Annotated in this window: 21 protein-coding genes and 1 riboswitch; of the genes, 8 read left to right on the forward strand and 13 right to left on the reverse strand. The window is 59.7% G+C overall.

The window, feature by feature from the left end; translation table 11 throughout:
- Positions 1-53: 53 nt before the first annotated feature.
- Both O9H32_RS27935 and O9H32_RS27940 read left to right on the forward strand, forming a co-directional pair.
- Positions 54-596, forward strand: a complete 543-nt coding sequence (locus tag O9H32_RS27935) for a DoxX family membrane protein (protein ID WP_269869397.1) — start codon at positions 54-56, stop codon at positions 594-596.
- A gap of 131 nt (positions 597-727) precedes the next feature.
- A complete protein-coding gene (locus O9H32_RS27940) occupies positions 728-1,405 on the forward strand; it encodes an NAD(P)H-dependent oxidoreductase (protein ID WP_269869398.1) in 678 nt (225 codons plus the stop codon).
- A gap of 118 nt (positions 1,406-1,523) precedes the next feature.
- Here O9H32_RS27940 and O9H32_RS27945 read toward each other — a convergent pair whose 3' ends face one another.
- Complete coding sequence (locus O9H32_RS27945; RefSeq protein ID WP_269869399.1) at positions 1,524-1,730, reverse strand: twin-arginine translocase TatA/TatE family subunit; 207 nt, start codon at positions 1,728-1,730, stop codon at positions 1,524-1,526.
- A gap of 82 nt (positions 1,731-1,812) precedes the next feature.
- Positions 1,813-3,630: an APC family permease gene (locus O9H32_RS27950; protein ID WP_269869400.1), complete on the reverse strand. Its 1,818-nt coding sequence runs from the start codon at positions 3,628-3,630 to the stop codon at positions 1,813-1,815.
- 189 nt (positions 3,631-3,819) lie between these two features.
- Positions 3,820-3,996, reverse strand: a riboswitch (cyclic di-AMP (ydaO/yuaA leader).
- A 658-nt stretch (positions 3,997-4,654) separates the two neighbouring features.
- Here O9H32_RS27950 and O9H32_RS27955 point away from each other — a divergent pair.
- Together O9H32_RS27955 and O9H32_RS27960 are read left to right on the forward strand one after the other, a co-directional pair.
- Positions 4,655-5,971, forward strand: coding sequence for a phytoene desaturase family protein (locus tag O9H32_RS27955; RefSeq protein WP_269869401.1), 1,317 nt, complete (start codon positions 4,655-4,657; stop codon positions 5,969-5,971).
- 110 nt (positions 5,972-6,081) lie between these two features.
- Positions 6,082-6,993 (forward strand): RNA polymerase sigma-70 factor, encoded by a 912-nt coding sequence (locus O9H32_RS27960; protein WP_269869402.1) that lies wholly within the window; start codon positions 6,082-6,084, stop codon positions 6,991-6,993.
- A gap of 314 nt (positions 6,994-7,307) precedes the next feature.
- Here O9H32_RS27960 and O9H32_RS27965 read toward each other — a convergent pair whose 3' ends face one another.
- The 5 genes from O9H32_RS27965 to O9H32_RS27985 form a co-directional block, all read right to left on the reverse strand.
- Positions 7,308-8,366, reverse strand: coding sequence for a hypothetical protein (locus tag O9H32_RS27965; protein WP_269869403.1), 1,059 nt, complete (start codon positions 8,364-8,366; stop codon positions 7,308-7,310).
- A 48-nt stretch (positions 8,367-8,414) separates the two neighbouring features.
- Positions 8,415-9,452, reverse strand: a complete 1,038-nt coding sequence (locus tag O9H32_RS27970) for a leucine-rich repeat domain-containing protein (RefSeq protein WP_269869404.1) — start codon at positions 9,450-9,452, stop codon at positions 8,415-8,417.
- Positions 9,445-10,524 carry a DUF1835 domain-containing protein gene (locus O9H32_RS27975; RefSeq protein WP_269869405.1) on the reverse strand — a complete coding sequence of 360 codons (1,080 nt, stop codon included), beginning with the start codon at positions 10,522-10,524 and terminating at the stop codon, positions 9,445-9,447. Before O9H32_RS27975 ends, O9H32_RS27970 begins: the two co-directional genes overlap by 8 nt.
- A gap of 322 nt (positions 10,525-10,846) precedes the next feature.
- Positions 10,847-12,148: a hypothetical protein gene (locus O9H32_RS27980; protein WP_269869406.1), complete on the reverse strand. Its 1,302-nt coding sequence runs from the start codon at positions 12,146-12,148 to the stop codon at positions 10,847-10,849.
- 177 nt (positions 12,149-12,325) lie between these two features.
- Positions 12,326-13,567: a right-handed parallel beta-helix repeat-containing protein gene (locus O9H32_RS27985; RefSeq protein WP_269869430.1), complete on the reverse strand. Its 1,242-nt coding sequence runs from the start codon at positions 13,565-13,567 to the stop codon at positions 12,326-12,328.
- A gap of 191 nt (positions 13,568-13,758) precedes the next feature.
- Between O9H32_RS27985 and O9H32_RS27990 the strand changes: the two genes are divergently transcribed.
- Both O9H32_RS27990 and O9H32_RS27995 read left to right on the forward strand, forming a co-directional pair.
- Positions 13,759-13,899 (forward strand): hypothetical protein, encoded by a 141-nt coding sequence (locus O9H32_RS27990; RefSeq protein ID WP_269869407.1) that lies wholly within the window; start codon positions 13,759-13,761, stop codon positions 13,897-13,899.
- A 132-nt stretch (positions 13,900-14,031) separates the two neighbouring features.
- A complete protein-coding gene (locus O9H32_RS27995) occupies positions 14,032-15,456 on the forward strand; it encodes a pectate lyase family protein (RefSeq protein ID WP_269869408.1) in 1,425 nt (474 codons plus the stop codon).
- A gap of 157 nt (positions 15,457-15,613) precedes the next feature.
- Here the strand turns inward: O9H32_RS27995 and O9H32_RS28000 are convergent, their stop codons facing one another.
- Entirely contained in the window at positions 15,614-18,082 is a 2,469-nt protein-coding gene (locus tag O9H32_RS28000) for a response regulator (protein WP_269869409.1), read from the reverse strand.
- 320 nt (positions 18,083-18,402) lie between these two features.
- On the opposite strand from O9H32_RS28000, the gene O9H32_RS28005 reads away from it, so the two are divergent.
- Positions 18,403-19,089: a TerC family protein gene (locus O9H32_RS28005; protein ID WP_269869410.1), complete on the forward strand. Its 687-nt coding sequence runs from the start codon at positions 18,403-18,405 to the stop codon at positions 19,087-19,089.
- Between the two features lie 106 nt (positions 19,090-19,195).
- On the opposite strand, the gene O9H32_RS28010 is transcribed toward O9H32_RS28005, so the two are convergent.
- Together O9H32_RS28010 and O9H32_RS28015 are read right to left on the reverse strand one after the other, a co-directional pair.
- Complete coding sequence (locus tag O9H32_RS28010; RefSeq protein ID WP_269869411.1) at positions 19,196-19,726, reverse strand: DoxX family protein; 531 nt, start codon at positions 19,724-19,726, stop codon at positions 19,196-19,198.
- 393 nt (positions 19,727-20,119) lie between these two features.
- Entirely contained in the window at positions 20,120-20,338 is a 219-nt protein-coding gene (locus O9H32_RS28015; protein ID WP_269869412.1) for a hypothetical protein, read from the reverse strand.
- 545 nt (positions 20,339-20,883) lie between these two features.
- Between O9H32_RS28015 and O9H32_RS28020 the strand changes: the two genes are divergently transcribed.
- Positions 20,884-21,558, forward strand: coding sequence for a pectate lyase (locus O9H32_RS28020; protein ID WP_269869413.1), 675 nt, complete (start codon positions 20,884-20,886; stop codon positions 21,556-21,558).
- A 165-nt stretch (positions 21,559-21,723) separates the two neighbouring features.
- Here the strand turns inward: O9H32_RS28020 and O9H32_RS28025 are convergent, their stop codons facing one another.
- From O9H32_RS28025 to O9H32_RS28035, 3 genes are all read right to left on the reverse strand, one after another.
- A complete protein-coding gene (locus tag O9H32_RS28025) occupies positions 21,724-23,466 on the reverse strand; it encodes an ATP-binding protein (protein WP_269869414.1) in 1,743 nt (580 codons plus the stop codon).
- Between the two features lie 17 nt (positions 23,467-23,483).
- Positions 23,484-24,488, reverse strand: a complete 1,005-nt coding sequence (locus O9H32_RS28030) for a cobalamin B12-binding domain-containing protein (protein WP_269869415.1) — start codon at positions 24,486-24,488, stop codon at positions 23,484-23,486.
- 204 nt (positions 24,489-24,692) lie between these two features.
- Positions 24,693-25,109, reverse strand: a complete 417-nt coding sequence (locus O9H32_RS28035; protein ID WP_269869416.1) for a response regulator — start codon at positions 25,107-25,109, stop codon at positions 24,693-24,695.
- Positions 25,110-25,167: the final 58 nt, after the last annotated feature.

Here is a 25,167-nt window from a genome sequence, read left to right on the forward strand (position 1 = left end):
GTACCGCTCTAACGCACTTATCCATCCCACCACACCAAAGGAGATGTTCCACGATGATCCGACTGCTTCAAGATAATGTCTATGCCGCCGGTGCGCTGCTGCTGCTCCGCCTCTACCTGGGCTACCAATGGATCTCGGCAGGAATCCACAAGCTGACGGGCGGGTTCGATGCCTCGGGCTTCCTGACCAATGCCGTCACCAAGCCGCTGACGGACAAGGCCTCCGGGGAACTCCTCTATCCTACTTATACGGCATTCATCCAGCATGGGGCCCTGCCGAATGTGAAGCTGATCAACTTCCTGATTCCCGCTGGCGAAACGCTCGTCGGCCTCGGACTCATTCTCGGCGCACTTACCACCTCCGCCGCTTTCTTCGCCGTCCTCATGAATTTCATGTTCCTGCTCTCGGGCTCCGTGAGCTCCAATCCCTGGTTCATCCTGCTCGGCTCTGTGATCATCCTCGCCGGTGCCAATGCGGGCCGCTTCGGCATTGATCATTACTTGCAGCCGATCATCGCCCGGGGCCTGCGCCGCAGGAAGCTGGCCAAAACAGCCAAGAGCGGGCCGCACTTCCCTGGACCGAACCCGACCGCCTAACCTCTGGGCCCTTCCCGGGAAGGGCTTGACAAAGCCCATAACTGTAACTAAATAATTACAAAAGGCACATCTAAGATCCCGTTATCCTGCATACATGCCCAGCCTTTATATCCTGGGAAGGAATGATACATATGACCGTTCAAGCCAACGTGAAAGAAGAGATTCTGAAGGCTTATCAATTCCGTCACGCCTGCAAGGAGTTCGACGCTTCCCGCAAGATTGCCGATGAGGACTTCGAGTTCATCCTGGAGACCGGACGCCTGTCGCCAAGCTCATTTGGTTTCGAGCCATGGAGGTTCGTCGTGGTTCAGAATCCCGAGCTGCGCGGGAAGCTGCTTCCGGTCTCCTGGGGCGCCCAAGGCCAGCTTCCGACGGCCAGCCATTTTGTGCTGCTGCTCACCCGCACGAAGGAAGATCTGCTTGCGAATTCCGCTTACCTGCAGAACCTCATGGAGAATGTACACCAGATGCCGGACGACGTCGTCGCCATGCTGACCGGCTTCTACAAGAACTTCCAGGAGAATACCTGCAAACTTCTGGACGACGAGCGCTATCTCTTGGACTGGGCGGGCAAACAAACGTATATTGCCCTCGGCAACATGATGACAGCCGCCGCCCAGATCGGCATCGACTCCTGTCCGATCGAAGGCTTCGATCCGGAAGCCGTGAGCCAGATTCTCGCGGAAGAAGGAATCCTGGAAGACGGGCGCTTCGCCCTCTCCGTCATGGCCGCCTTCGGCTACCGCAAGAACGAGCCGCGCCCCAAAACGCGGCAGAGCCAAGACAGTGTCGTGAAGTGGGTCCTCTAACAGGGAGACGGTATCTCGCTTGAAGCGCCAATAGCCTTCCCCCCGTACAGGGAGGAAGGCTATTGCTCCATTTTATGGACGCGGCACCGGACGCAGGCAGGAATACATCCCGCAGCCCTTATTTTTTGGAGTCCGGCTCATCTCTTCTCGAAGCTTCCTTCTCCAGAGAATCGGCCTCTCCCGAACCGGAACCTTTGGTCGAATCCTTGAACTCACGGAGCATTCTCCCGAAGCTGCGTCCAAGTTCAGGCAGCTTGCTCGGTCCGAACAGCAGTAAGATCGCCACGACAATCAAAATCAAGTGCATAGGGGACAGAGCGCCCACGGGTAACACCTCCACGATAAACCTGCATTTATCATACCAGCATCCCCAGATGAAATACAGCGGTTCTCCCGATAAGATTCCGTTAATGCTTCAAATGATAGGGAACCGTCGAGATCGTCACGTCTTTCTGCTTGAACAAATAGGCCCGGATGAGCAGACTGGACTGATTGTGCAGCAGGTTGTGCCACCAGCTCTTGGTAATGAACTGGGGGATCATCACAGTGACATAATCCGTGGCAGCTGTCTTCCATTCCACCGTCTCAATAAACTTAATCAAAGGCCTGAGCAAACTCCGGTATCTGGACCTCAGCACCACGAGCCGGACGCCCGAGTTCCACTCCTCCCACTTCTGCTCCATCCGCTCCGCATCTGCATCGTCGAAAGCCACATATACGGCAAGCACATTCTCGGATATCGACTTGGCATAACTGATCGTATTGAGAACGACCCGGTTCACCCCTGCGACCGGAACAACGATTACGTTGCCTTTGGTCACCGGCACATCGGCCAGTGGATCGATCCTCAGTTCATCCGCGATCGCCGTGTAATGACGATGAATCCGAATAAAGATATACATCACAACCGGAAGGAAGAGGAAGATCATCCATACCTGCGAGAACTTCGTGAACAGAAAGATGAGGCAGATCGAGAGCGTCGTCAGCATCCCCACCGTATTGATGGAGAAGCTGATCATCCACCCTCTTGGCTTCAGCCTGACCCAGCGCCGCATCATCCCCGTCTGGGACAAGGTGAAGGGAACGAACACCCCGAGCGCGTATAACGGGATTAACCCTTCCGTATCCCCCTGGAAGATCATGATAAGCACAGCGGACAGCACTCCGAGCACAATGATCCCGTTAGAGAAACCAAGCCGGTCTCCCCGGACGTTGAACATGCGCGGCATGTATTTGTCCTTGGACATCATGGAAGCCAGCAGAGGGAACGCCGCATAAGCCGTATTGGCGGCAAGGAACAAGATGAGCGCCGTAGAGGCTTGAATCGCATAATAGAGCAGCCCGCGCCCGAAGGTCGACTCTGCGATCTGCGAGACGACGGTCTCCTCCGCATTCGGAACGATCCCGTAGAGATAAGCCAGGAAGCTCGTGCCCATAAACAAGCTGCCGAGAATGATCCCCATCATCATCAGCGTGTGAGCCGCATTCTTCTCCGCAGGCGCCTTGAAGTTCGGGATCGCATTGGATACGGCCTCCACGCCGGTGAGCGCGGAGCACCCTGAGCTGAACGCCCGAAGCAGCAGGAAGAGCGAGATGCCCGTCATCGCCCCCTGGTGAACCGTAGGCTCCGGGGGAATGCCTCCGACTGCCCATTTGTACAGGCCGCAGACAATCAGAATAAACATGAATCCGACAAAGATATAGACCGGATAGGCAAGAAAAGTCGCACTCTCCGTGATGCCGCGCAGATTCATGATCGTCAGGAACAGGATCATGACCGTCCCCAGAAGCACACGGTGATCATGCAGCTCGGGGAAGGCTGAGGTGATGGCTTCCGTGCCGGCCGAGACGCTTACGGCTACGGTCAAGATATAATCCACCAGCAGGGAGCCTCCGGCCAGCAGCCCCATAGGCACGCCCAGATTCTCCTTGGATACGATGTAAGCCCCGCCTCCGGTCGGATAAGCGAAGATCGTCTGCCGGTAGGAGAGGATCAATACCGTCAGCAGCCCCAGCACGGCGATCGATATGGGGATGGAATACCATAAGGCGACAGCGCCGATCGTCATGAGCACCAGAAGAATTTGCTCCGTCCCGTAAGCCACGGAGGACAGCGCATCGGAGGAGAGAATCGCAAGCGCCTTGAATTTGCTTAGCTTTTCGTCGGCAATGCCTTCGGATTTTAAGGGACGCCCAATCAAAAACCGTTTGACGGCGGACATCATGCCTGCTCCACTCCTTTTCTCTCCTATGAAATTGCTTTTTTTACCATATAAAGATTCCTTGGAAGACACTCTATTCAAGTTACACCTATCTCCTCGTTCGATAAATAAAAGGAAAGCGAGCTGTTCGGTTCTGTCTCGCACAAAAAGCGCAGGTTCCGCCAAAAGTTCTACGTTACCACGGGTTCATCATCCTCTCTCCATCAACGCTTACGAGGTTAGCTGTCGGATTCGGGTGGTGAGAGTCACCCTACTGCCGCCTGAAGGCGCACAGATTCACCCCATGCGAGTTCGACGGGCCGTCATGCGATCCGCTGCTCACGCTGGTTCCCCCGGCTTTCCCTAAGGAAAGTTCAGCGATTGAAATATCATGATAGAAATATCATGGCTTGCAAGACTAAATACTACGGTTTCCCGGCATGGGTGTAAACGGCGGAAAAGGAGGGAAAAGCTCCCCAATCCTCCATTACGGGTGTAAAAAGCGCATTCTACATCCTCCATGTCAGTTTCTATCCATTAACCTTCCTCTCCCCCTGTTATTCACCCACGGAGCAAGAAAAAACAGCCGTGGGCTGTCTTAGGTCTCTCTCCTTCTGCCTCGGGCGCTTCTCCTAAAATGTGGAGTGAAAATAAAAAACCGCCGATTGGGGGGCGGTTTTCTTTTTTGTCTATGTAGAGCTGTGGCCCCAAATATTGAGGTGCTGAAGAGCCGGAACGGAAGGCTGTGGGTCAGGGCTTTCAGCGATTTGTTCGGAATGGGCGAGCCACAGCAGGACGCACGGAAGCTCTATGATCACATGCCGGGAGATATGTATGTGGATGAGAGCGGGCCGGTGTACACGGGAAACGATTCAAACCTGCCTGAAAGGATCCATGACGGGTCCTTTTTTCTATATTCCCGGGGTTCATTATAAAATCTTGCATACCCGTCCATATCCTGGACCTTTCCTGCATATCCTTGTCACAGAACCTCGCCTCTCCCCGTCATATCAGCAGAAGGAAGATTACTGCGAAGGGATGATGGAGAATGGAGAAGAAAATCAAGTACGATACAGCCGTAATCGGAGGAGGGCTGTCCGGGCTGCTGTCGGCCGTAAAGCTGGCTCAAGCAGGGCAGAAGGTCATCCTGCTCGAACAATCGACGAGGCTTGGGGGGCGCGCGATGAGCATGGAGCGCAGCGGGGCCTTGCTCAATCTCGGCGGGCATGCGCTGTACCGGAGCGGCGAAGCCTACGCGATGCTGCAGGAGCTGGGCCTCCGCCTGCCGGGAGGCTCGCCGCCGACCGGCGGATCGGCGCTCTGGCAGGGCGAAGTGGTGCCGCTGCCCGGCAGTCCACTGAGGCTGCTCTCCACGGGGCTGCTGTCCTGGTCCGGCAAGATAGAGCTGGCTCGGCTGATGACGGGCCTCGGTAAGATCGATGCCCTTTCGCTCCCCCGCCTCTCCCTGCGGGAGTGGGCGGAGCAGGAAGTGAAGGACCCAATGGTCCGCCACATCTTCTATGCGCTGTGCCGCACCTCCACCTACTCCAGGGATCTCGACCATCAGCCAGCCGGTATCGCCCTGCGGCAGCTGCAGCGGGCTCTGAAGGGAGGCGTCCTGTACCTCGACGGCGGCTGGCAGACGATCATCGACCAGCTCCGCGCCCTGGCGTTGAAGGCCGGCGTTACGATCGCCGAGAACCGCAGCGCGGCCGCCATTCTGCACAGCGAGGGACAGGTGCGGGGACTGCGGCTTAAGGACGGCGAGACGATCCATGCCCCGAGCGTGATAGCGACGACGTCCCCCGCCTCCCTGTTCCATCTGGTGGACGGAGCGGAAGAGACAGTCCTTCGCCGCTGGAAGGCGGAAGCCCGTCCGGTCAAGGCTGCATGTCTCGACCTCGCGCTGCGCCGGCTGCCCGTACCGGACCGCCATTTTGCCCTGGGGCTCGATCAGCCCGTCTTCTTCTCCCACCATACCAGGGTGGCAAAACTGAGCAGTAATGGTACACTGGTGGTACATCTCATTAAATACGGCGGCCCGGAAGAGAGCGATCCCCAGGCGGACGAGGAGCTGCTGGAGAATACCATGAGCCTCCTCCATCCCGGTTGGCAAAGCGAAACGGCCGCCCGGCAGTTCCTGCCGAACATCACGGTGGTTCACGATGCCGTGCATCTCGGACAGACCGGCCCTTACCCCGGTCCTGACGTACCCGGGCTCTGCGGGCTGTACGTCGCCGGCGATTGGGTCAGCCATGGAGAGATGCTCGCCGATGCGGCAGCAGCCAGCGCGGGGCGGGCCGTAAGCCGGCTGCTGCAGGACCGCAGCCGCATAGCTGGCGTACCCGCCAGCGCACTCGTCTGAAGCCTGGCCGCAATCGCCATAGGGGGATTGGCGGCTAATCAGCACATCTGTGATAGGCATACCGGGCACCGCAGCTTGGCTCGCGGCCCGGAACAGGAAAGGGGTGTCGCATGGAAAACGGCATGGTCGCCGAACAGGCATATACGTCTTATAAACCGCTGTTGTTCTCCCTCGCTTACCGCATGCTGGGAAGCGTCATGGACGCGGAGGACATCGTCCAGGATGCATTCCTCTCACTCGGCGCGGCAGGATCCGAACCGATCCGCAGCCCGAAAGCCTACCTGTGCCGGGTCGTCACGAACCGCTGCATCGACCGGCTCCGCTCATCCCAGAAGCAGCGCGAGGTCTATGTAGGGCCTTGGCTGCCCGAGCCTCTGCTTACCGAGGGGGACCCCGCCGGCAATCCCGCCGAGGTCTATATTCAGCAGGAGTCGGTGTCCACGGCTTACCTGCTGCTGCTGCAGCAGCTCTCCTCGACGGAGCGGGCCGTGTTCCTGCTCCGGGAGGTGCTGCTCTACGACTACGACGAGATTGCTTCCATCGTAGGCAAGAGCCCGACCAACTGCCGGCAGATCTTCCACCGGGCGAAGCGCAGCATCGGAAGACCCGCTGCGGCAGGCAGCGGCAGCGCGCCATGTCTTGCCGCCTCCCGGCCTGCGGCATGCCGGGAGACGCGGATGCTTATCGAGGGATTCTCCCAGGCCCTGGCCCGCGGAGACGTGGCGGCGCTGCTCTCGGCCCTCGCCGAAGACGCCTCCCTCTTCTCCGACGGGGGCGGCAGGGTCACGGCAGCCATCCGGCCTATTCTCGGCGCGGACCGGATCGTGCGCTTCCTCGCCGGGCTGCAGCAGAAGTCGCCCGCAGGCTTCACGTTCCGACCTGCCCTGGTGGGCGGCGGCCCTGGCCTCGTGACCTACGTGCACGGGCAGCCATCCTCGGTCGTTTCCTTCGATGCCGCAGGCGGCCAAATCCATGCGATCTATATCGTCATCAACCCGGAGAAGCTGCGACACGTCCGGTAACGGGGGAACCCTCCGGCTCTGCGGCCTGGCTTCATATGCCCTGCCGTACTCCGGCTCTCCCATTGAGGCGTTCCTGTCCACGGGCGCGGACTAAGTAATGGAGGAAGCGGACGGATGGACGCTGAGTCTGCCGGACGGCAGCTTCGCCGCGCAGCATGAGCATACGATCCTGATTACTCGGGGGGGCGCCCGTCATTTTGACGGTAGCATAAGAGTAAGGTACAAAAGGGGCTGTCCCTCAAGGTCACAATACAGTAGACCTTGTGGGACAGCCCCTTTGCTATGGGATACGCGTCGCCGCAGCCAGAGGCAAATCACGCCGGTTCATCTCCGTGGCGGCAGGCGGCCCGGCTCCATTGCCGTATGAAGGCTTCCGGCTCATCCAGCGCCAGATAGACCGCCGTGACCTCCCGGGGCAGGAACAGCAGCCCTTGTACCCGGACCGGGCTCCTCAGCTTCAGGCATACGTTCGGCGTCCCGACCACCGGCATGGCCGACGTCTTCCTCTCTTCCGCGGAGAGCTCATCCCCCTGCACGCTTGTGACAGAATCAATGCGGTGCAGCGGCAGATCCGCCTGGATCCGCAGTCCGTACCGGAGACGGAGCCCCGCCGCATCCAGCCGGACCGGCTGCAGGACCGCTGCCCGGCAGTCCGCCCAGACCAGCAGCAGCAGCCAGAGATCCGCCGCCGTCAGGAGCCAGGCAGCGATGGAAGACCACTGCTGTACAAGCAGATGAACGGCGGCGGTCTCGATCAGGAGGATCTTGGTCAGCATGGCGGCATACAGGATCTGGTTGCTGCTCCGATGATAGGTGAACCAGCCGGGGGCACCCGGTTGTACCGTCTCCCTCTTCCCCTTCCAAGAGAAGAAGGCATAATACAGCATCGCAGCGTCATGCTGCAGAACCGAGGACAGCATCCCCTCGCCCAGCACATCCCTGATGGCTCTGCGGAGTCTCTCTCCCGTGTCCGGCTCCTCCCCGGACAGTTCGCGGAAGCGCCGGGCTGCCCGGTACAACAGCCTCGCCTCGTAGAAGAGAACGAACGCCTCCGCCGCGATGAGCAGCAGCTCCAGGGGCCAGAAGGCCCTCCACGCCGTCGCCTTCAGAGCGGCGGGCAGCACGAGCCAGGCCACGAGCGCCCCCAGAGCAGCGAGCGAAAGAACCTTGAAGACCGGCTTCCCTGCCGGACGGGCCACCAGCAGCCAGTACAGGAGGGGCACCGCCAGCATCAAGTCGAACAATACCGCATAGGCCAGCAGCCGGTCCTCCGAAGACGTATCGGGCAGCCTGGAGAGGGTGCCGTCTACCAGCAGAATCAATGCAGCCAAGACCAGGAACAACACGGGACGTGCTGCGCTTCGTTGTACCATCCGTTCCATCATCCCCTTTCTACTACGGTGAATTGGCCTCCGGCCCCGTTAGGGACCCGCCAGCGGATTGCCCTCGAAGGTGCTGTACTTCAGGTTAGGCAGCTTCTTCAGCAGCCTGCCCGGCACCTCCTCCAGCCGGTTGCGGCTCAGATCGAGCACCTGCAGCTCCTTCAGCTGGGCCAGCTCCGCAGGGATCTGCCGAAGACCCGTGGCGTTAATATGCAGACACTGCAGCTTCGTCAACTGCCCGATCTCCGGCGGCAGTTCGCGGAGCGTCACCTCCCCGATACCGATCATATGCTCCGCCTGATCGGGGCGGTCATAGCTGCAGCAGCCGATCGACAGGTACTCGAGGTTCTCCAGCCTGCCGATCTCCGGAGGGATCGCCTCCAGGTCCGCGGTATTGACCGTAAGACTCTCCAAGCGGTGAAGCTCGAATAACCCCGGAGGCAGCCGCCGGATGTCCTGCTCGAAGATCGTCAGGTGGGTCAGCGTCCGGATCGCCAGCAGCTTCTCCGGAATCTCCTGCAGTCCGTTCCTCATCAGGTACACCTTCTCGGCTCCATGCCGGAGAGCATCGTCCAAGTAGGCGTCCAGCTCCCGGTTGAATGTCCCCCGGACGAAGACCCCCGGGATGGCTTCCGCGAGTGCCCGGCCTTCTTCTTCGGAGAGCCGGATATACAGCATCTCCTCGTGCGCCGTATTCGAGAGGAAGTCCTCCTCATCCGCATCCCAGAAGCTCAGGTCCTCCGGCAGATCGGGGCACTGCCAGGCATACATGGAAGAGGCAGCCTTCTTGAGCACTTCCGCCGCTTCCGTGCAGCAGCGGTACACATAGACGGTTCCCTCCATGCCATACCCGATGGCATTCCTGCGCCGGACTTCATCCATAGTATAAGTCCGGAGTAGATACGGCTGCAGCCTGCGCAGCAGCGCCCCGGTCCGTCCTCCCCCCGGGACCACCGGTTCGTCTTCGTCCGGCGGGATGCGTCCATCGGCCAGCGCGAACATAGCCGCATGTTCCATCGCATAGTCGATCAGCCTCCGGTAGGCCTCTCCCTTCGGGTCGTTCTCAATCTTAAGCATATTTTTCAATTTCTCCGGCTCCCCCTCGCTGCTCCCCATATTCAAACGGTTCTTTCAACCTCACACTATAATAACGCATGCCCCGAGGCACCCCTTCGATCTCCAGCGTGCCGTTATAGATCAGATGCCGCAGCCGGTATTCGGGGTAGTCATCGCCGATATCCTGCTCCAGGTGGCCTATCATCTCTCCAACCACCCGGGCCGACTTGATCCAATCCTGATTCCCCCGGTCCCTGTGGATAGACTCTACCACGGCGGTCAGCACACGATCGTAGTAATCCTCCCGCACCTCCATCATGCGGCCCTCCTGCCAAATGCGCAGCGCCGTCTTCCGCCCGGAGAGCTCCAGCCACTCGGACGCCATCCTGTTCTTCTCCTCAGCGGTGAGCTCTCTGCCGGCTGTCTGGGCGTTCCAGATTGCCTTCAGGTCCTCGGAATTGATTTCTCCGGTCCGCCGCCTTCCGCACCCGGGGGCCGAGTGATACAGCCTGGCATAAGCTGCGGTCGTATCGATAACGGAAACCGGACTGCCCCTCCCCCTGAGCAGATACAAGGCGAAGCGCAGCCCCGCCTGTTCATGTGCATTGGCGCCGGCCCAGATCGTGATCGGCAGTGATGGAGGTACACCCTCCAGTCCGCCCTTCATCTCCCGAAAATATTCCTCGCCACGGAACAGGTATTCATCCCTGTCATCCATGTTGATGTGGAGCATGCACCACCGCCGCCGCTCTTCCCGCCCCTCTTCCTTCTCCAGCTTCCATAAGGGGCCGACGGAGAACGGAATCGCGTCACGGAGAACCAGCACCCGGTGCTCCGGCTCGCTCCCCTCCGGTGGCCGCAGCGCCATCCTCAGCGATCCCCCCGGCGAGTCACCCAAGGCAATATGTACATGCCGGATCGTCCCGTAGTCTGTCTCCGAACGCCGCTTCGCCATCTCCAGCAGAGACTTCTTCAAGCTCTCGTGTGTCTCTGCCAGATCATCGTCGTGAGCCAGCAGCAGCGATAACATCGATTTGGCCTCCTGCTCGGACATCTCCTGAATGGCCTGACGCAGTACGTAAGATGTATTCATAACCCACCTCATCATCCCCAAATAAAAGGACCGCTGCACCCGGGATGCACGGTCACTAAGAAGTCTTGGAAAGGGCCTCCTCCGACGCCTTCCATCTCTGCAGCGCTGCCGCAGCCAGTGGCAATACACGGCAGCTACCCCCGTTCATGGAGATAGGGCAGCCATACGGGCAGCCCCGTCCATTTACTTATACAGATCCCCTCCACACCGCGGCATGAGTCACCACGGGAAGAGCGGTGGACAATACCCATATCCTTTTGCAAAATTCCTTTTTATGGATATCCCTCCTTCATCATAACCCGCCCCCGCTGCCCTTGCAACCTTAGGCCGGCTTCGTCTCCTGCAGCGGCACGGCGGCGTTCAGGCGCTCCATCCGCTTCAGCACCGTCCAGATCGCCAGCAGCTCCAGCGGCGCGGCGATGGCGGTCACCAGGCCCGCCAGCATGCCGTTGAGCCCCGGTGCCGCGTAGACGAGCAGGACCAAGAGCCCGAGGGACAGCCCAACGGAGACCATCTTGCTCGTCATGATGGCCTTCGTCCTGCCGAGCAGCATGCACTTGCCTGCTACGAAGTCGATCCACGGGAAGAGCAGCGCCTGGACGGACAGGAAGAGGAGCAGGTGACGCACTTCCGCCAGCAGCGGGCCGTGCAGACCGAGCAAGCCTTCGAGCAGCCCGCTCCCGAGCGGCGACGATACGGCGAGCAGCAGAGACGGCGAGAGGACTGAGAGACAGGCGACGACAATGAGCACACTCCGGCGTTCGCTCTCGTAGAACTGGATAACGATCTGGTGCACGGAGGCGCAGAACCAGGCGACGGTATTCGCCAGCTGGATCGCCACGGCATAGGCGGCCACGGCGAGCGTGGGGTTCGTGCTCAGGTTCAGCGCGGCCTGGACCGCCGGGCTCAGCAGCACGAGCACCATCGAGGAATATAAGAGCGGGAGGTAGAACGGCAGCAGCTGGTCCACCCGCTGCACCGTCTGCTCTTCCCGCTCCGGCGGCAGGCTCCGGCGGAGCGCCAGCCCCTCCCACACGGCGACGATGCACTCGATGACGAGTCCGACGACGAAGATCCAGGCTCCGATCCGGCCGTCATCCGTCCAGCCCTGGCGGATGAAGAACCAGGACATGCCGAACATGACCGCTACCCGGACCGCCATCCCAGCCGTCATCCACCCGGTACGCAGCTGGTTGATGATGACGCCTTGGAACAGACTGCGGAAGGCTGTGAACAGGTACATGAAGGCCAGCACTTGGTACACGCCCACCGTCGCTCCGACGAGCGACTCCTTCACGCCGAACACATACCGGAACAGCAGCGCACCGAGCGGCGTCCAGCCGATGAGCACGCTGATAGCCAGCAGCGCGCCGGCGATGACCGCTGTCAGCCGGGCTACGGAGCGGAAGGAGATCCGGTCCCGTGCATACTTGCTGGATGTCTGGCGGATGATGTTCATCGGCAGATCGAGCAGGAAGGACAGACTGAGCGCCACGGCGTAGGCGGAGATCGTCACGTCGGCATTCGCCGAACGGGCCAGCACGCCATTGATGATGACGTGGGTCAAGGCCGCCAGCAGGGCCGAGGTTCCCATCGGCACGTAGAACAAGATGATACGGAGCATCGCATTTTCCCCTTTTCCCGATCCGTGTCTTTGCTCCCTATTATACCAGAGATTGTTCACGTGTTCCGAACCAATTCTCACCATCGTCGCCCCTTCTCCGGGACGCCATGTCGTCGCCTATCCCCGCATACACGAACAAAAGAACGCCTATCGCTAGGCGCCCTTCCTATCCTGATCTTACCGACGGTATCCGATATCCGTGCCGCTTGGCGTGCCGGCTCCCTTGAGATCGCTCCCCGTGGCGAGCTTCAGGAAATTGCCGAGGTTCGGCGAGCCGTCCGCGTTGCGGGAGATCGACGGCGTCAAGGAGACGAAGTCAGCATCGCTGGCCGCAAGCCCCTTGGCATTGACCGTCTTCTTGTCCTTCCACCATACATTGGTGCTCGATACGTCGGTCCCGCTCGTCTTGTCGCTCGAGCTGCCTTTGTAACTCAGGTTATTCGTGAACACATGCGTGCCGGTATCGAAGGCAAAGTTGCTCTGTCCGTTGCTCCAGGACGTATTGTTCTTGAACTGGATCGAGCCCGGATTGCTGTTGTAGGTGAAGCCGTGCTTCTTGTTCTGGTAAGCCACCGAGTTCTCCACGATATGGTTCACGGCAATCTTATCGCCCCCGAGCTTGAAGCCGTTGCCGTCGCTGCTGCTCGTGGAGGTGCCGTCCGACGTGCTGCCGTTATGGTGGGCGACGCTGTTGCGGATCGTCACCGGGGAGATGGCCCCCGTGTCCGTCTTCGTGTAGAGATCCCAGCCGTCATCCACATTGTAGGACGCGATGCAGCCGTCGAAGACGTTGCCCGGCCCGACCGTCAGCTTGGCTGCGAAGCCGTCCGCATCCTCGCCGTTATCTGGGTCGAAGTTGTCGTGGGAGTACGAATTCACGACCTCGTTGTAGCTCGGCCACTCGCTCTTCGCTGCGGTAGAGGCATACCGGCCGAGCTGGATGCCCGTATCACGGTTATGATGCGCCTCGACGTTCTCGAGACGGTTGTAATTGCCGGCGATATAGATGCCGTTGTCCCCGGCTCCTTTGACTTCGAGCCCCTTCACCAGCCAATAGTGGCCGTTGATCTGCAGCCCCCGGTTCGCGGAGTCGAACGTCTGGGCGGAGAAGTCGAGCACCGGCTTCTCGGTGCCGTAAGCGACGATATTCTTGCGTGCGCCCGAGGCGCCGCTGTTCGTGCGGTCGATCGTCACCGTAGAGCTGAAGCTGTACGTACCGCCCCGCAGATAGATGGTGCCGCCGGAAGCGACCTTGGTGAGTGCGGCGGCCAGCGTAGTTGGCGAGCTCAGCGTTCCCGGATTGCTCGCGGACCCGTTCGGTGCGGCGTAGATCGGCTCGGGAGCGGCAGCGGCCGGCGCTGCACCCAGCACGGAGAGGGCCAGGGCGGAAGACAACAGAAGTGCTGCAGGCTTGTTCATGCGTTTGGATCCGGATTTGGTTTTCACGTTACGTTACTCCTCCTTGGAGATGGGATTAGGATAGGTCCTTCGTGCCCCCGGAGCTTTCGTCCTCCGGGAACGATATGCACATCAGCGGTACTTCCCCTCACCTGCCTTTCCTTCGGAACGTCCCCGGACTTGGGGCTGCCGCCTCCGGGTGTAGCCCCAGTATGGAAGAGCCGGGGAATAACGGCAATAATCCGCCGATTAGATATTGGAATGATGATCCATTTATTCCTAATGTTCTCTTTGTTCACAATCCGCTCCACATCGGCAGCAATCATCAGGTTGAAATCGGCGCATTGCTGTAATGCTCTGCCGGTGCTACGCTTGGTGGCATCCGAAGAAGGGAGGCGATGCCCGATAAGTCCGCAAGCGCTCTGAGCGCCGCACCTTAATCCTGATCGACCCCCGGGTCCAATTCGAATGGAGGAACTCTCATAATGAAAAGCAAACGCTTACTGAACGTACTCGCTGCCGCATCGCTCATCGTCTCCGCCCTGCCGGCCTTGACGGCCAGCGCGGCAGATCCGTCTCTCGCCCCCTACAACCTGACCGGCTTCTCCGCCGGCAACACGGGAGGCGGAAGCATACCGGAGACCGATACCGCCCGCTATAAAAAAGTATATACCGGGGCCGATCTTGCCTTGGCTCTGAAGAAGGGCTCCGGCGTCAAGGTCATCGAGATCATGAATGACCTGAATCTCGGCTGGAATGAGCTTCCCGCGGCGGCCAAGGTATCTCCTTTTTCTGCCCATAATACGCCGCTGACCCACCCGGTACTCAAGACGACCGGCGTCAGCAAACTCAATGTCGACGGCTTCAACGGCCTGACCATCTTCTCCGCGAATGGCGCGAAGATCAAGCATGCCGCCTTCACCTTCAAACGCAGCTCGAATGTCATCATCCGCAATCTGGAATTCGATGAGCTGTGGGAGTGGGACGAATCGAGCAAAGGCGATTACGACAAAAACGACTGGGACTATGTCACCCTGGAGGAAGACAGCAAGGTGTGGATCGACCATTGTACCTTCCATAAGGCTTATGACGGGCTCGTCGACGTGAAGAAAGGCAGCAGCGGCGTCACGATCTCCTGGTCCACCTTCAAGGGGGATGACGGCAGTGCGAACAGCTGGGTGCGCAAACAGGTGGATGCCCTCGAGGCGAACCCCTCCGCTTACCCGATGTACAACTACCTGCGCAGCAGCGCGATCGGCCTGACCAAGGAAGACATCATCGCCGTCGCGGCCTCGCAGAAGAAGGGCCATCTCGTCGGCGCCACGGAGTTCGACTCCAAGAACCCGAACCTGCAGGTGACGCTGCACCACAACTATTACAAGGACATCCAGGACCGGATGCCAAGGCTGCGTGGCGGGAATGCCCATGCCTACAACATCGTAATGGACAACGCCTCCGCCTGGAGCGCCAAGAAGAAGATCACTCCGGCGATGGAGACTGCCCTGAAGGGCAAGGGCTACAAGTTCGGCGTGACCAGCAACGGGGCGATCTCTACCGAAGGCGGCGCCGTGCTCCTCGAGAAGTCGCAGATCATCGACGTCGCAAGTCCGGTCCGCAACAACCAGACGGATCCCGCCGACAGCAGCTACACCGGCAAGATCCGTGTGCTCGATACGCTCTACTCGCTGAACGGCACCTCCTTCCGCGGCGGCAGCGACACGTCCGGCTCGCCGCTCGCGCCAGTACCTGCTCCGGTGATCGCCTTCTCGTGGAACGGCTTCTCTTCGCTGCCTTACAGCTACAGCGCCGAAGACCCGGCCACACTGAAAGCCCGCTTAACGGCATCGAACGGTTCCGGAGCCGGCACGCTGACCTGGTCCAAGGACAACTGGCTGAAGACGAGCTATTAAGCCGCATGCCATCCGCTCTTCTCATGAACAGCCAAAAAGGCGCTTTCTCTCTGCACGGCAGAGGGAAAGCGCCTTTTTGGCTTGCAAGCTCGTCCAATGATAACTAGGCGGGAGAAGCTCCGCTATCCGGCGGCCGGCCAAGACAAGGGAGCCGGCTTTATCTGCCCGGCCTTGGGTTCGCCTCGGCTCCCGCCAGCTCCCCGAGGCGATGCTTCGTCTCTTCGAACACGTGGGCGAGGTCCTCCATCCGGGCTTCCAAGGCATCGAGCTGCTTCAGCTCCCCTTCGAGCTGAACGCATACCTCTGCCAGCCGGGCGGCGCCGATGTTCAGGCAGATCCCCTTGAGCATATGAAGCTTCGACGCGATCTGGGACAGCTCTCTGCGCTCCCACAACTGGCGGATCTCCGTGATGTATGTGTCCGCATCCGAGACGAACATCTCGAACACTTCATCCAGGAAGGCCGGACTTCCGTCCCCGAGCCCCCGGACCTCCTCGATCATGTCCCGGTCGATGATTCCATCCCTGTTCGGCCCGGCCGCATGCTTGCCGCTGCGGATCCCCTTCGCCCAGAATTCCAGCATCCGCCGCACTTCGTCGATCCGCAGCGGCTTGCTCAGGTAATCGTCCATCCCGGAGGCCAGGCACTGCTCCCGGTCCTCCTGCCGCGCATTGGCGGTGACGGCGATGACCACCGGCTTCCTGGCGGCGTCCACATGTCCGGCGATCCACTTCGCCGCTTCCAATCCGTCCATCACCGGCATCTGAACATCCATGAAGACGATGTCGTAGTGCAGGCGGGAGAGGGCGCCGACCGCTTCCATCCCGTTCGCCACCACATCGGCGTCGTAGCCCATCTTCTCCAGAATCCGGAGGAAGAGCTTCTGGTTGATCGCGTTATCCTCCGCCACCAGAATTCGAAGCGGATAGCGGTCCGCCATCGAGTCGTCCAGTACCGGCTGGAGCTTGGCTCGGGCCGGGGCAGGCGGCACTTCGAGCAGGCAGGCCTTGACGACTTCGAGGAGCTGGTTCTCCCGGACCGGCTTCGTGATGACGGCATGGAACAGCAGATGGGGCACCGTCTCCCGCTGATCCATGCCGACCGAGGACAGCATAATCATCGGCAGGCTCTCCACCGTGCGGTGCTTGCGGATCTGGCGTCCGAGCTGCACGCCGTTCATTTCCCGCATGCGCATATCAATCACGGCCAGGTCGAAGATCTCGCCCTGCCGCAGCCAGTGAAGGGCCTCGTAAGCGGACACGGTAGCCCGGACGAACATCCCCTTCTTCTCTAGCGTCGTCTTCAGAATGCGCAGATTCGTACTCGAATCATCGACGACAAGGACGCGCTTGTGGCGCAGAAGCTGCTCGTGGCACGCGTTGTCGAAGAACAGCCCGCTGCATCCGGTGACCATCGTGAAGTGGAAGGTCGTTCCTTCCCCTTCCGTACTGTCGACCCAGATCTCGCCGCCCATCAGTTCGACGAGCTGCTTGCAGATCGCAAGTCCGAGGCCTGTCCCTCCGTATTGGCGGTTCGTCTCCGGCGTATGGGCCTGCGAGAACGATTGGAACAGCGCACCCATATTGCCCGGAGCAATCCCGATCCCCGTATCCTGCACCGTCACATACAGCTTCAGCATGCCGGGATCCTCGGAGGACTGCTTCGTAACCGAGACGAAGATTTCGCCGCAGGACGTGAACTTCACGGCATTGCCGACAAGATTGGCCAATACCTGGCGGGTCCGCGTCGCATCCCCCACGATAAAGGGCGGGATCTCCGGGTCGACATACGAGACGAGCTCAATCTCTTTCTCCAGAGTTCGGGAAGCGAACAGATCGAGGATATCCTCGACGCAGGAGCGGAGGTCGAAGGGCTGGTTGTCGAGCATCATTTTGCCGGATTCCATCTTGGAGAAATCGAGGATATCGTTGAGAATCGAGAGCAAGGACTCATTGCTGGAGCGGATGACTTCCGTATACTCCTGCTGCTCGTCCGTCAGCTCGGTCGTCTGCAGAAGCGAGGTCATCCCCATAATTCCATTCATCGGTGTGCGGATTTCGTGGCTCATCATCGCTAAGAATTCGGCTTTGGTCTTCGTGGCCCGCTCGGCGGCCTCCTTGGCCTGGAGCGTCTCCTCCTTGGACCGCTTCAGCGCTTCGACCGAATTCTCCAGTTCGATCACATAGGTCAGGAAAGCCGCCATCGAACTCAAAAGATGGATATCCCGCTCGCTGTACCGGTACGGCTCCCGGTTCATCGCGCAGATCGTTCCGTAGATCCGGCCGCCCCTGAGCGAAATCGGCACGCCGATGAACGAGCATCCGCCGAGCGCAGCCGTGACGCCCATCCCGCACGTTACGGGGTGAGCGGCGGTGTCCTCAATGACCAGAGCCCGCGCCTCTGCCTCGATCACGAGCGAGCAGTAAGTCTGCTCGTACGGCAGGGACACGCCCTCTTCAATTAGCGGCTCATGCCGGTTGAATGCTTTGACAATCGTATTGGATAACTTATCATTGCTCGCGACAAAAAAGGTATCCACTTGAATCAGTTCGCTGATCATCCGTAGAATACTGTCCGCCGCCTCGTCCAAGCTTTGATACAAACCCGCTTCCTTCTCCGTCCCCATCTTCCGTGGTCTCCCGTTCCCATTGATCTATGTCCATATCCAATGTATTTACCCTGCACCCGGTGCACTGAAACGATATGTACAGCCAGAGGCAGCAACATGTGCCGGAGGGGGAAACGAATCGTATCTGTGTCTCCCTCGAATTCGGGCAATACTAGATGTCGAATGATCGGGAACCGGGAGATACTATGCAAAATGAAATGAAACGATTCGGTTCGTGCTTCGTATAAGCAAAGCGTTACGACCCATCGGGTATACGCTTGCCGTTGCTCGCGAAACGGATTTACATGATTACAGAGTAAAGGGGAGATGCTTTAATTATGGAACTGTTCACACCTGAATTCTGGTCCGCGCTGGGCGCCATCATCATTATCGATCTGGTACTGGCAGGGGATAATGCGATCGTGATCGGTTTGGCCTCCAAGGATTTGCCTAAGGAGCATCAGAAGAAAGCGATCTACTGGGGGACAGCCGGTGCCATCATCATCCGGATTCTCTTCACTCTCGTCGCGGTATGGCTGCTCAAGATTCCGGGCCTGATGCTGATCGGCGGCGTACTGCTCGTATGGATTGCGTACAAGCTGCTCGCCGACGATAAGAAGCATGATGGGATTAAAGCCACTACGTCGCTCAAAGAAGCCATCCGTACGATTATTATCGCCGATGCCGTGATGGGTATCGACAACGTGCTCGCCGTAGCCGGCGCAGCCCATGGGGATTTTCTCCTCGTCGTCCTCGGCCTGCTGATCTCCGTTCCGATCGTGGTATGGGGCAGCACGGTCATCTTGAGACTCATCGAGCGCTTCCCGGTCATCATCTATTTCGGTACCGCCGTACTCGCCATGACGGCCGGCAAGATGATTACCGACGAACCGATGCTCAAAGGGTTCATCGGCGGCAACGACGTCCTGAAGTGGGGCATCATCATCGCCATCATCGCCCTTGTCCTGTTGGCCGGCTATGCCGCCAAGAAGAAGCAGGGCGGCCACCATCCGCAGACAGGCTAAGGGAATCCGTTCCCCTCGCCCCGCATGCGGAATGCCAAAAAGACCGGGGAAGCCAAAGCTTCCCGGTCTTTTTCTTATGAAGACGGCTGCGCACGCGCTGCGGCTATTATACCTTCGCAGCCGTTCCCTTACGCCGGGCAGCGGCATCCCGGCCTTGGCGGCGAAGCTTGCGGAGAGCCGGCAGCAGGTAGGCATCGACGCCGAACCGGCCTGCATTCCCTGCTGCCGTGAAGACGACGAAGCCGAGCAGCAGCAGCCACGGGTTCGTGCTTACGGTACCGGCGAAGAGGAACATGAAGTTCATCAGGAGGCCGAAGAAAGCCGCGGCTGTCGTCAGCGCCCCGAGGATCAGCCCCAGGCCGATCAGCGTTTCACCGACCGGGACCATGAAGTTAATCAGCTTCACGTTCGGCAGCGCGAAGTGCTGCAGGAACGCCGTAAAGGTCGGATACACCAGTTCATTCGTCGCTTTGTCCATCACCGGCTTCGCCAAGGCACCCTTCAGGAATCCCGCCGCGTCGAATCCGCCGGTCAGCTTGTGAATTCCGGCCGTGAGCCACGCATAACCGAGAACCAGACGAAGCACGAGCATCAGTGCTGCTCCATACACATTTTCTTTTAAGAATCGGGTCATCATGAGAGAACATCTCCTTCATAATAGGTAAGGTTGAGACCTGCATGCCATGCGGCTGCTGTCATTCATTCATGTGAAACTATTCACAATATAGTCTGCACAAAGCTGCTAGCTATATCGAATATCCGGAACGCTGTTCGGCGGTTTGCTACTCTGCGGCGGACTCATCACTTTCTCATCCCTTCCTGGAGCGCTTCGTTTTGGCTGTCCTCCTGCTGTTGTGCACTGCTGCTCTCTTTCATGTCTTTACTATAGCACCATCCCCGCAGGGGAGGATGTGAACCAGATCACAGCTAACCGAGCCAGAGAGACTTGGCGGGCAACGCGGCAAAAAAGAACGCCGGATCATCTCCGGCGTCCCCTTCTGCTGCTTATGCCTCTTCCGCTGCCGCGCAGTTACGGATGATACTTGCGTTCGCTCGATGAGCGGTGCTTCGTCTCTTCCCCATTCTTCTCTTCCTGCTGCTCCAAGGTCAAATCCTCCACTGGAATCGCGTCTACGGTCTGCTCGCTCTCATAGAGATCGAACAAGCTCGGCTTGTCCGTCGGATACTGCTCCGGATGGTCGCGGTTCACCCGCTCCCGCAGGCGTTCCGTATTCTTCGGGGGTTCCATGGATCGCACTCTCCCTTCCCATGTGTGGATACTCTTATTTACCTGTTTGGGGAGAGCGTCAAACAACCGCTTCGTCCGCACAAAGCCCTCCCATGGATGATCGCCTGACAACAGGGGGCTTTCCTCCCCTGATCCGCCGGATTCATCCGATAGGCACAGTTCTTGAATCCGGCATATCCGGGGTTCCCCCGCCGTCTCCCAAGGGCTGCTCTTAGCTTACGCGGTTTCAGCGGCAGCAGCGGGAGACACGCCATGCTCCCGGTCTCCCGCATCCCCGGGCCACCTCCGCTGAACCCCCTTCCGCCCCGTTTCATCCATAGCGCAATTTCAACTTCCCGCTCCCCCACGGTATGCTCCAATCAATTTCATGCGCTGTTCTCAACCTTTATTTGAAAACGCATTCAAGCTAAGCTTCTGATTATTTCCGGTATCAGGAAATTCTGGTAGGTTAGTGAGGGGCACAAGACGAGGAGGTGCGAAACACCTACAGGTGCAAGCCACAAACTTGTGTAAACCAATTCACAACAAAATGGAGGCGTTATTTGATGAAGATGAAAAAAGTCGGAAGCCTGATGCTGTCGTTCGGTTTGATTTCTTCGGTATTCGCGGCTCTTCCCGCACAAGCGGCTACGGTTACCGTTAACTCTACGATTATTGTAGAGGCCGGTAAAACCTTCGACGGCGGCGGCAACACATACGTAGCTAACTCCAGCACGCTCGGAGACGGCAGCCAGGCCGAGAACCAGAAGCCCGTCTTCCGCGTAGAAGCGGGCGGCACGCTCAAGAACGTGACCCTCGGCGCTCCCGCAGCCGACGGCGTACACTGCTACGGCAGCTGCAACATCACGAACGTGAACTGGAAAGACGTGGGCGAAGACGCCCTGACCTTGAAGAAATCCGGTACCGTCAACATTACGGGCGGTTCCGCTTTCAAAGCTTACGATAAAGTGTTCCAAGCCAATGCCGCGGGTACGTTCAACATCAAGAACTTCCGTGCCGACGATATCGGCAAGCTCCTGCGCCAGAATGGCGGTACGTCCTATAAAGTGGTCATGAACGTAGACTCGAGCGATATCTCCAACGTGAAGGATTCCATCCTGCGTACGGACAGCTCGACCTCGACAGGTAGAATCACCAACACCCGCTACCACAATGTGCCGACGCTGTTCAAAGGGTTCTCTTCCGGCAACACGTCCCAATCCGGCAACACGAAGTACTAGGTTCTTCGTACGCAATGCCCGTCATTCCCATGCCAAGCAGCCCGCGGAGCCCCTTGCTCCGCGGGCTGTTTCTTTCTTACTTTCTTACTTTCTTTCTTTCGGGCTCACTACTTTCGGGGGGGTTCTTATAGAGGAGAGCCACAAGCCGCATCGGATCCGTGGCGGCTATTCGAGCTGCCGAAGGGCAGCGCTCGTCCTCTCGTATTCGTCGAGGATCCCGCCTACGAGAGAGGCCAGCCGCTCTGCCGGCCGTCCCTCCCGGGCCTCTTCCTCCAGCGTGTGCAGCAGAGCGGCCAGAGGACGCAGGCCCAAGGTCACGCTGCTGGATTTGAGCCCGTGGGCGAGCTCGGCCATATCCATCCGGCCGCCGCGCGCCGCCGCGGCCCGGAGACGCTCGAGGTGGATCGGCGTGTTGTTCAAATAATCCGCGACGAGCTGATAGAGCAGAGTCCGGGACGGATCGAGCGCAATCAGCTCCGCCATCTCCTCCTGCTCGGTGAGTCCCTGCAGTTCATACGGACGGAAGGACGGCAGCCATTTCTGGAGCGCCTCCCGGAGCGCCCTCAGCGTGAACGGCTTGTTCAGGACGCCGTCGAGCTCCGTGCCGAGCATCCGGTCTTCCCCGGATCTGCCGAGCGAGGAACCCGACAGCGACAGGATCGGGGTCCGGGCGGCGCCGGCCGCCGCTTCATGGCGGTGGATCGCACGGACGGCCCCGCTTCCGTTCATTCCCGGCATATGATGGTCCATGAGGATGAGATCGAACCTTTGGCGGGCGCAGGCCTCCACGGCCTCCGCCCCGCTGACAGCGGCCGTGATGCGGGTAAGACCCAGCTTCTGCAGCTGCATCAGGATCACCTGGCGGGATATCGCATCGTCCTCTACCAGGAGGACAGCGGTGTCCGGCCTCCCCGCCGTAGGGAACCAAGTCCCTCCGTGGCGGAACGCTTCCTCTCCTTCCTCTCCTGCCCCTCCCCCCTCCTCCGCCGGGGCGAGGGGCAGCTCTACACGAAACGTCGATCCTTCGCCGATCGCACTCTGCACGGCAATGGTTCCGCCCATAAGCTCCACCAGCATGCGGGTAATGGAGAGGCCGAGCCCGGTGCCTTTGGGGGTATCAGCCGAGGACGGATCATGGGCCTGGTAGAACGGCTGGAATAGTTCCGCCAGCTTGTCCTGCGGAATCCCTCTGCCGGTATCCCGGATTTGCATGGCGACCCGCTGGATGCCGGACTCCTCTCCAGCCCGTTCCACTTGGATCACGACCGTGCCGCCCGGCGTGAACTTGACGGCGTTGCCCGCCAGGTTGATCAGAACCTGGCGGATCCGGTCGGCATCTCCCGTCAGGACCGGAGCCACACCGCTGTCCACCCGCAGGAGCAGGGCGGTCCCGTTCGAGACGGCGGACGGGTTCAGCAGCTCTACGACATGGGCCAGCACTTCCCGCACCCTGAAGGGACGGGACACCAGGGCCAGCTTGCCCGCTTCCATCCGCGAGAGATCGAGCAGATCGTGGGCGATCGTGAGCAGCAGCGCAGCCGACGATCGGATCAGTCCCAGCTCCTGCTGCACATCCTCCGCCTTGCCGGACAGCGAGAGCAGCTCCGACATGCCCATAATGCCGCTCAGCGGCGTACGGATTTCGTGGGAGATCATGGCGAGCAGATCGCTCTTCGCCGCATTCGCCCTCTCCGCTTCTTCTTTGGCGGCCTGGAGCCGGCTGTTCGTCTTCGCCAGCAGCCGCTGCAGCGTGATCAGCTCATTATTCATCGCGGAGAATTCGGTGAGCGCCGCATCTTCCCGCTGCTTGTAACGGATGAGCTCGTCCGACAGCCCGGCGATCGTCTCCCGGAGCCGCTCGGTTTCCCCGGGCCCGTGGGAGGGATCCGGCCCGCTTCCAGTTATCATCGGTTCCCATAGCCTCCTTAAGATGTGGGCACAGACCCTGTGAGCTCTCCGGCCTTGCGGATCGCATCGCCCGCATCCCTGCTGTATCCGTCTGCGCCTACCTGAATCCACAGCTGCGGGTCGATGTTGAAGGGCATACCGCCGACGAGGATTTTGACCCCCCGGCAGGCCTCCTCGGCCCGGATCTGCCCGATCAGCTCTTGGACCAAGTGAACGTGATACGTCATCGTGGCCGAGATCGCCACCACATGGGCCTGATGCGAGACGATCGTCTGGATAATGCTGCGGCTCGGCACATTGGCGCCGAGATAGTACGTGTCCCACCCTTCGGCTTCGAGCAGATCGGATACCATCCGCAGGCCCACTTCATGAATCTCTTCCCCGACACAGGTAGCGACCAGACGGCGTTCCTTGCGCTCCGTACCGAACAAGTAGGGATACAGCTGGGACATAATCAGCTGCGTGACCGCGGTACAGAAGTGCTCTTGCGCCACGTTGATCCCTCCGGTCTGCCAGAGCCGGCCGATCTCGTACTGCACCGGCTGGAAGATGTGAAGGTAGATCTGCGCCAGCGGCGTCTGCCGCTCCACCAGCCCCATGATCAGCCGGCTTGCCTCCTGGCGCTTGCCCTCCAGCAGGATGCGCAGATACTCCCCCGCCTCGGCAGCGTATGGCGCATCCGCGGGCAGGAAGGTAGGCACTTCAGCGGGCTGCGACAGCTGATGAAGCCCCAAGTCCAAGAACATCGCCATCCGCTCGCCGCTCTCTCCGGGGAACGTACGGCCCACTTCTTCCCGCAGACAGGCCAGATTAATTCTGATCTCCTCCGCGGTGACCCGGTATCCCTCGAGCAGCGCCTTGAGCCAGGTCATGTAGTGCACGAAGAGCGAAGGACTGTCCATCATCAGGCTCTCGGCCAAATACCTCAGCGTGTACAGCGTATCCTGCTTCGTCCGCTCCCAGCCTGCAGGACCGAAACGCGAGATAAGCTCCGGCTGCAGACGGTACTGTCTCTCGGTCACTCGCTACGAGAGCCGTTCCGCTTCGTCCAGCAGCTGCTGGCCGGCATTCGGATGGACTGACATGGTCTCTCCCCCCAGGTGAACCGCCATAGAACGCTCAAGTACAGTGCCGCTTCCGCAGCACGCCGTTTCTCATAGAAATAGACTATATAAGCGTAACACGCAGGAAAGGCTGCATCAGGCAGCAGCCTCCCCCGTTGGTTCTTACATGGTTACCGGCAAAAAGGGTTGTAATTCTTCGACAAGAGTGGCTTTGTAATAAGGCTTGACAATGTAGCCCGCCATCCCTGCCGCCAGACACTGCTCTTTGATCTCGGGCAGCGTATTGGTGGTAACGGCGATCATCACAGGCGGGTCGTCCGCACGGACCTTCATGATCTGCCGGGCGGCGGTTAATCCATCCATAACCGGCAGCCGGAGGTCCATGAAGATGAGATCGTACCTCTTGCCTGCGGCCGCCTGCGCTGCGGCTTCCCCGTTCTCTTCCATATCGATACGGCTGAAGCCAAGCTGCGCCAGAATCGTACTCAACACCCGCCGGCTGATGTTATCATCCTCGACGATCAGTACCTCGCACGCCGATGCGGCTTGGATACGGTGCTCGGTGAAGCCTGTATGCATCCTTCCTTGCCCTCCCTCCGGAAACCGGAACCTGCCCATTGTGCTGTTCTAAGATGCG

Source organism: Paenibacillus caseinilyticus (assembly GCF_027533645.1).
GTDB lineage: Bacteria > Bacillota > Bacilli > Paenibacillales > NBRC-103111 > Paenibacillus_G > Paenibacillus_G caseinilyticus.

Bases quoted from the DNA above. Each gene is read 5' to 3' on its own strand.
- O9H32_RS27935 (WP_269869397.1), top strand. From the start codon at position 54: ATGATCCGACTGCTTCAAGATAATGTCTATGCCGCCGGTGCGCTGCTG.
- O9H32_RS27940 (WP_269869398.1), top strand. From the start codon at position 728: ATGACCGTTCAAGCCAACGTGAAAGAAGAGATTCTGAAGGCTTATCAA.
- O9H32_RS27950 (WP_269869400.1), bottom strand. From the start codon at position 3,630: ATGATGTCCGCCGTCAAACGGTTTTTGATTGGGCGTCCCTTAAAATCC.
- O9H32_RS27955 (WP_269869401.1), top strand. From the start codon at position 4,655: ATGGAGAAGAAAATCAAGTACGATACAGCCGTAATCGGAGGAGGGCTG.
- O9H32_RS27960 (WP_269869402.1), top strand. From the start codon at position 6,082: ATGGAAAACGGCATGGTCGCCGAACAGGCATATACGTCTTATAAACCG.
- O9H32_RS27965 (WP_269869403.1), bottom strand. From the start codon at position 8,366: ATGGTACAACGAAGCGCAGCACGTCCCGTGTTGTTCCTGGTCTTGGCT.
- O9H32_RS27970 (WP_269869404.1), bottom strand. From the start codon at position 9,452: ATGCTTAAGATTGAGAACGACCCGAAGGGAGAGGCCTACCGGAGGCTG.
- O9H32_RS27975 (WP_269869405.1), bottom strand. From the start codon at position 10,524: ATGAATACATCTTACGTACTGCGTCAGGCCATTCAGGAGATGTCCGAG.
- O9H32_RS27980 (WP_269869406.1), bottom strand. From the start codon at position 12,148: ATGCTCCGTATCATCTTGTTCTACGTGCCGATGGGAACCTCGGCCCTG.
- O9H32_RS27985 (WP_269869430.1), bottom strand. From the start codon at position 13,567: ATGAACAAGCCTGCAGCACTTCTGTTGTCTTCCGCCCTGGCCCTCTCC.
- O9H32_RS27990 (WP_269869407.1), top strand. From the start codon at position 13,759: ATGGAAGAGCCGGGGAATAACGGCAATAATCCGCCGATTAGATATTGG.
- O9H32_RS27995 (WP_269869408.1), top strand. From the start codon at position 14,032: ATGAAAAGCAAACGCTTACTGAACGTACTCGCTGCCGCATCGCTCATC.
- O9H32_RS28000 (WP_269869409.1), bottom strand. From the start codon at position 18,082: ATGGGGACGGAGAAGGAAGCGGGTTTGTATCAAAGCTTGGACGAGGCG.
- O9H32_RS28005 (WP_269869410.1), top strand. From the start codon at position 18,403: ATGGAACTGTTCACACCTGAATTCTGGTCCGCGCTGGGCGCCATCATC.
- O9H32_RS28010 (WP_269869411.1), bottom strand. From the start codon at position 19,726: ATGATGACCCGATTCTTAAAAGAAAATGTGTATGGAGCAGCACTGATG.
- O9H32_RS28015 (WP_269869412.1), bottom strand. From the start codon at position 20,338: ATGGAACCCCCGAAGAATACGGAACGCCTGCGGGAGCGGGTGAACCGC.
- O9H32_RS28020 (WP_269869413.1), top strand. From the start codon at position 20,884: ATGAAGATGAAAAAAGTCGGAAGCCTGATGCTGTCGTTCGGTTTGATT.
- O9H32_RS28025 (WP_269869414.1), bottom strand. From the start codon at position 23,466: ATGATAACTGGAAGCGGGCCGGATCCCTCCCACGGGCCCGGGGAAACC.
- O9H32_RS28035 (WP_269869416.1), bottom strand. From the start codon at position 25,109: ATGCATACAGGCTTCACCGAGCACCGTATCCAAGCCGCATCGGCGTGC.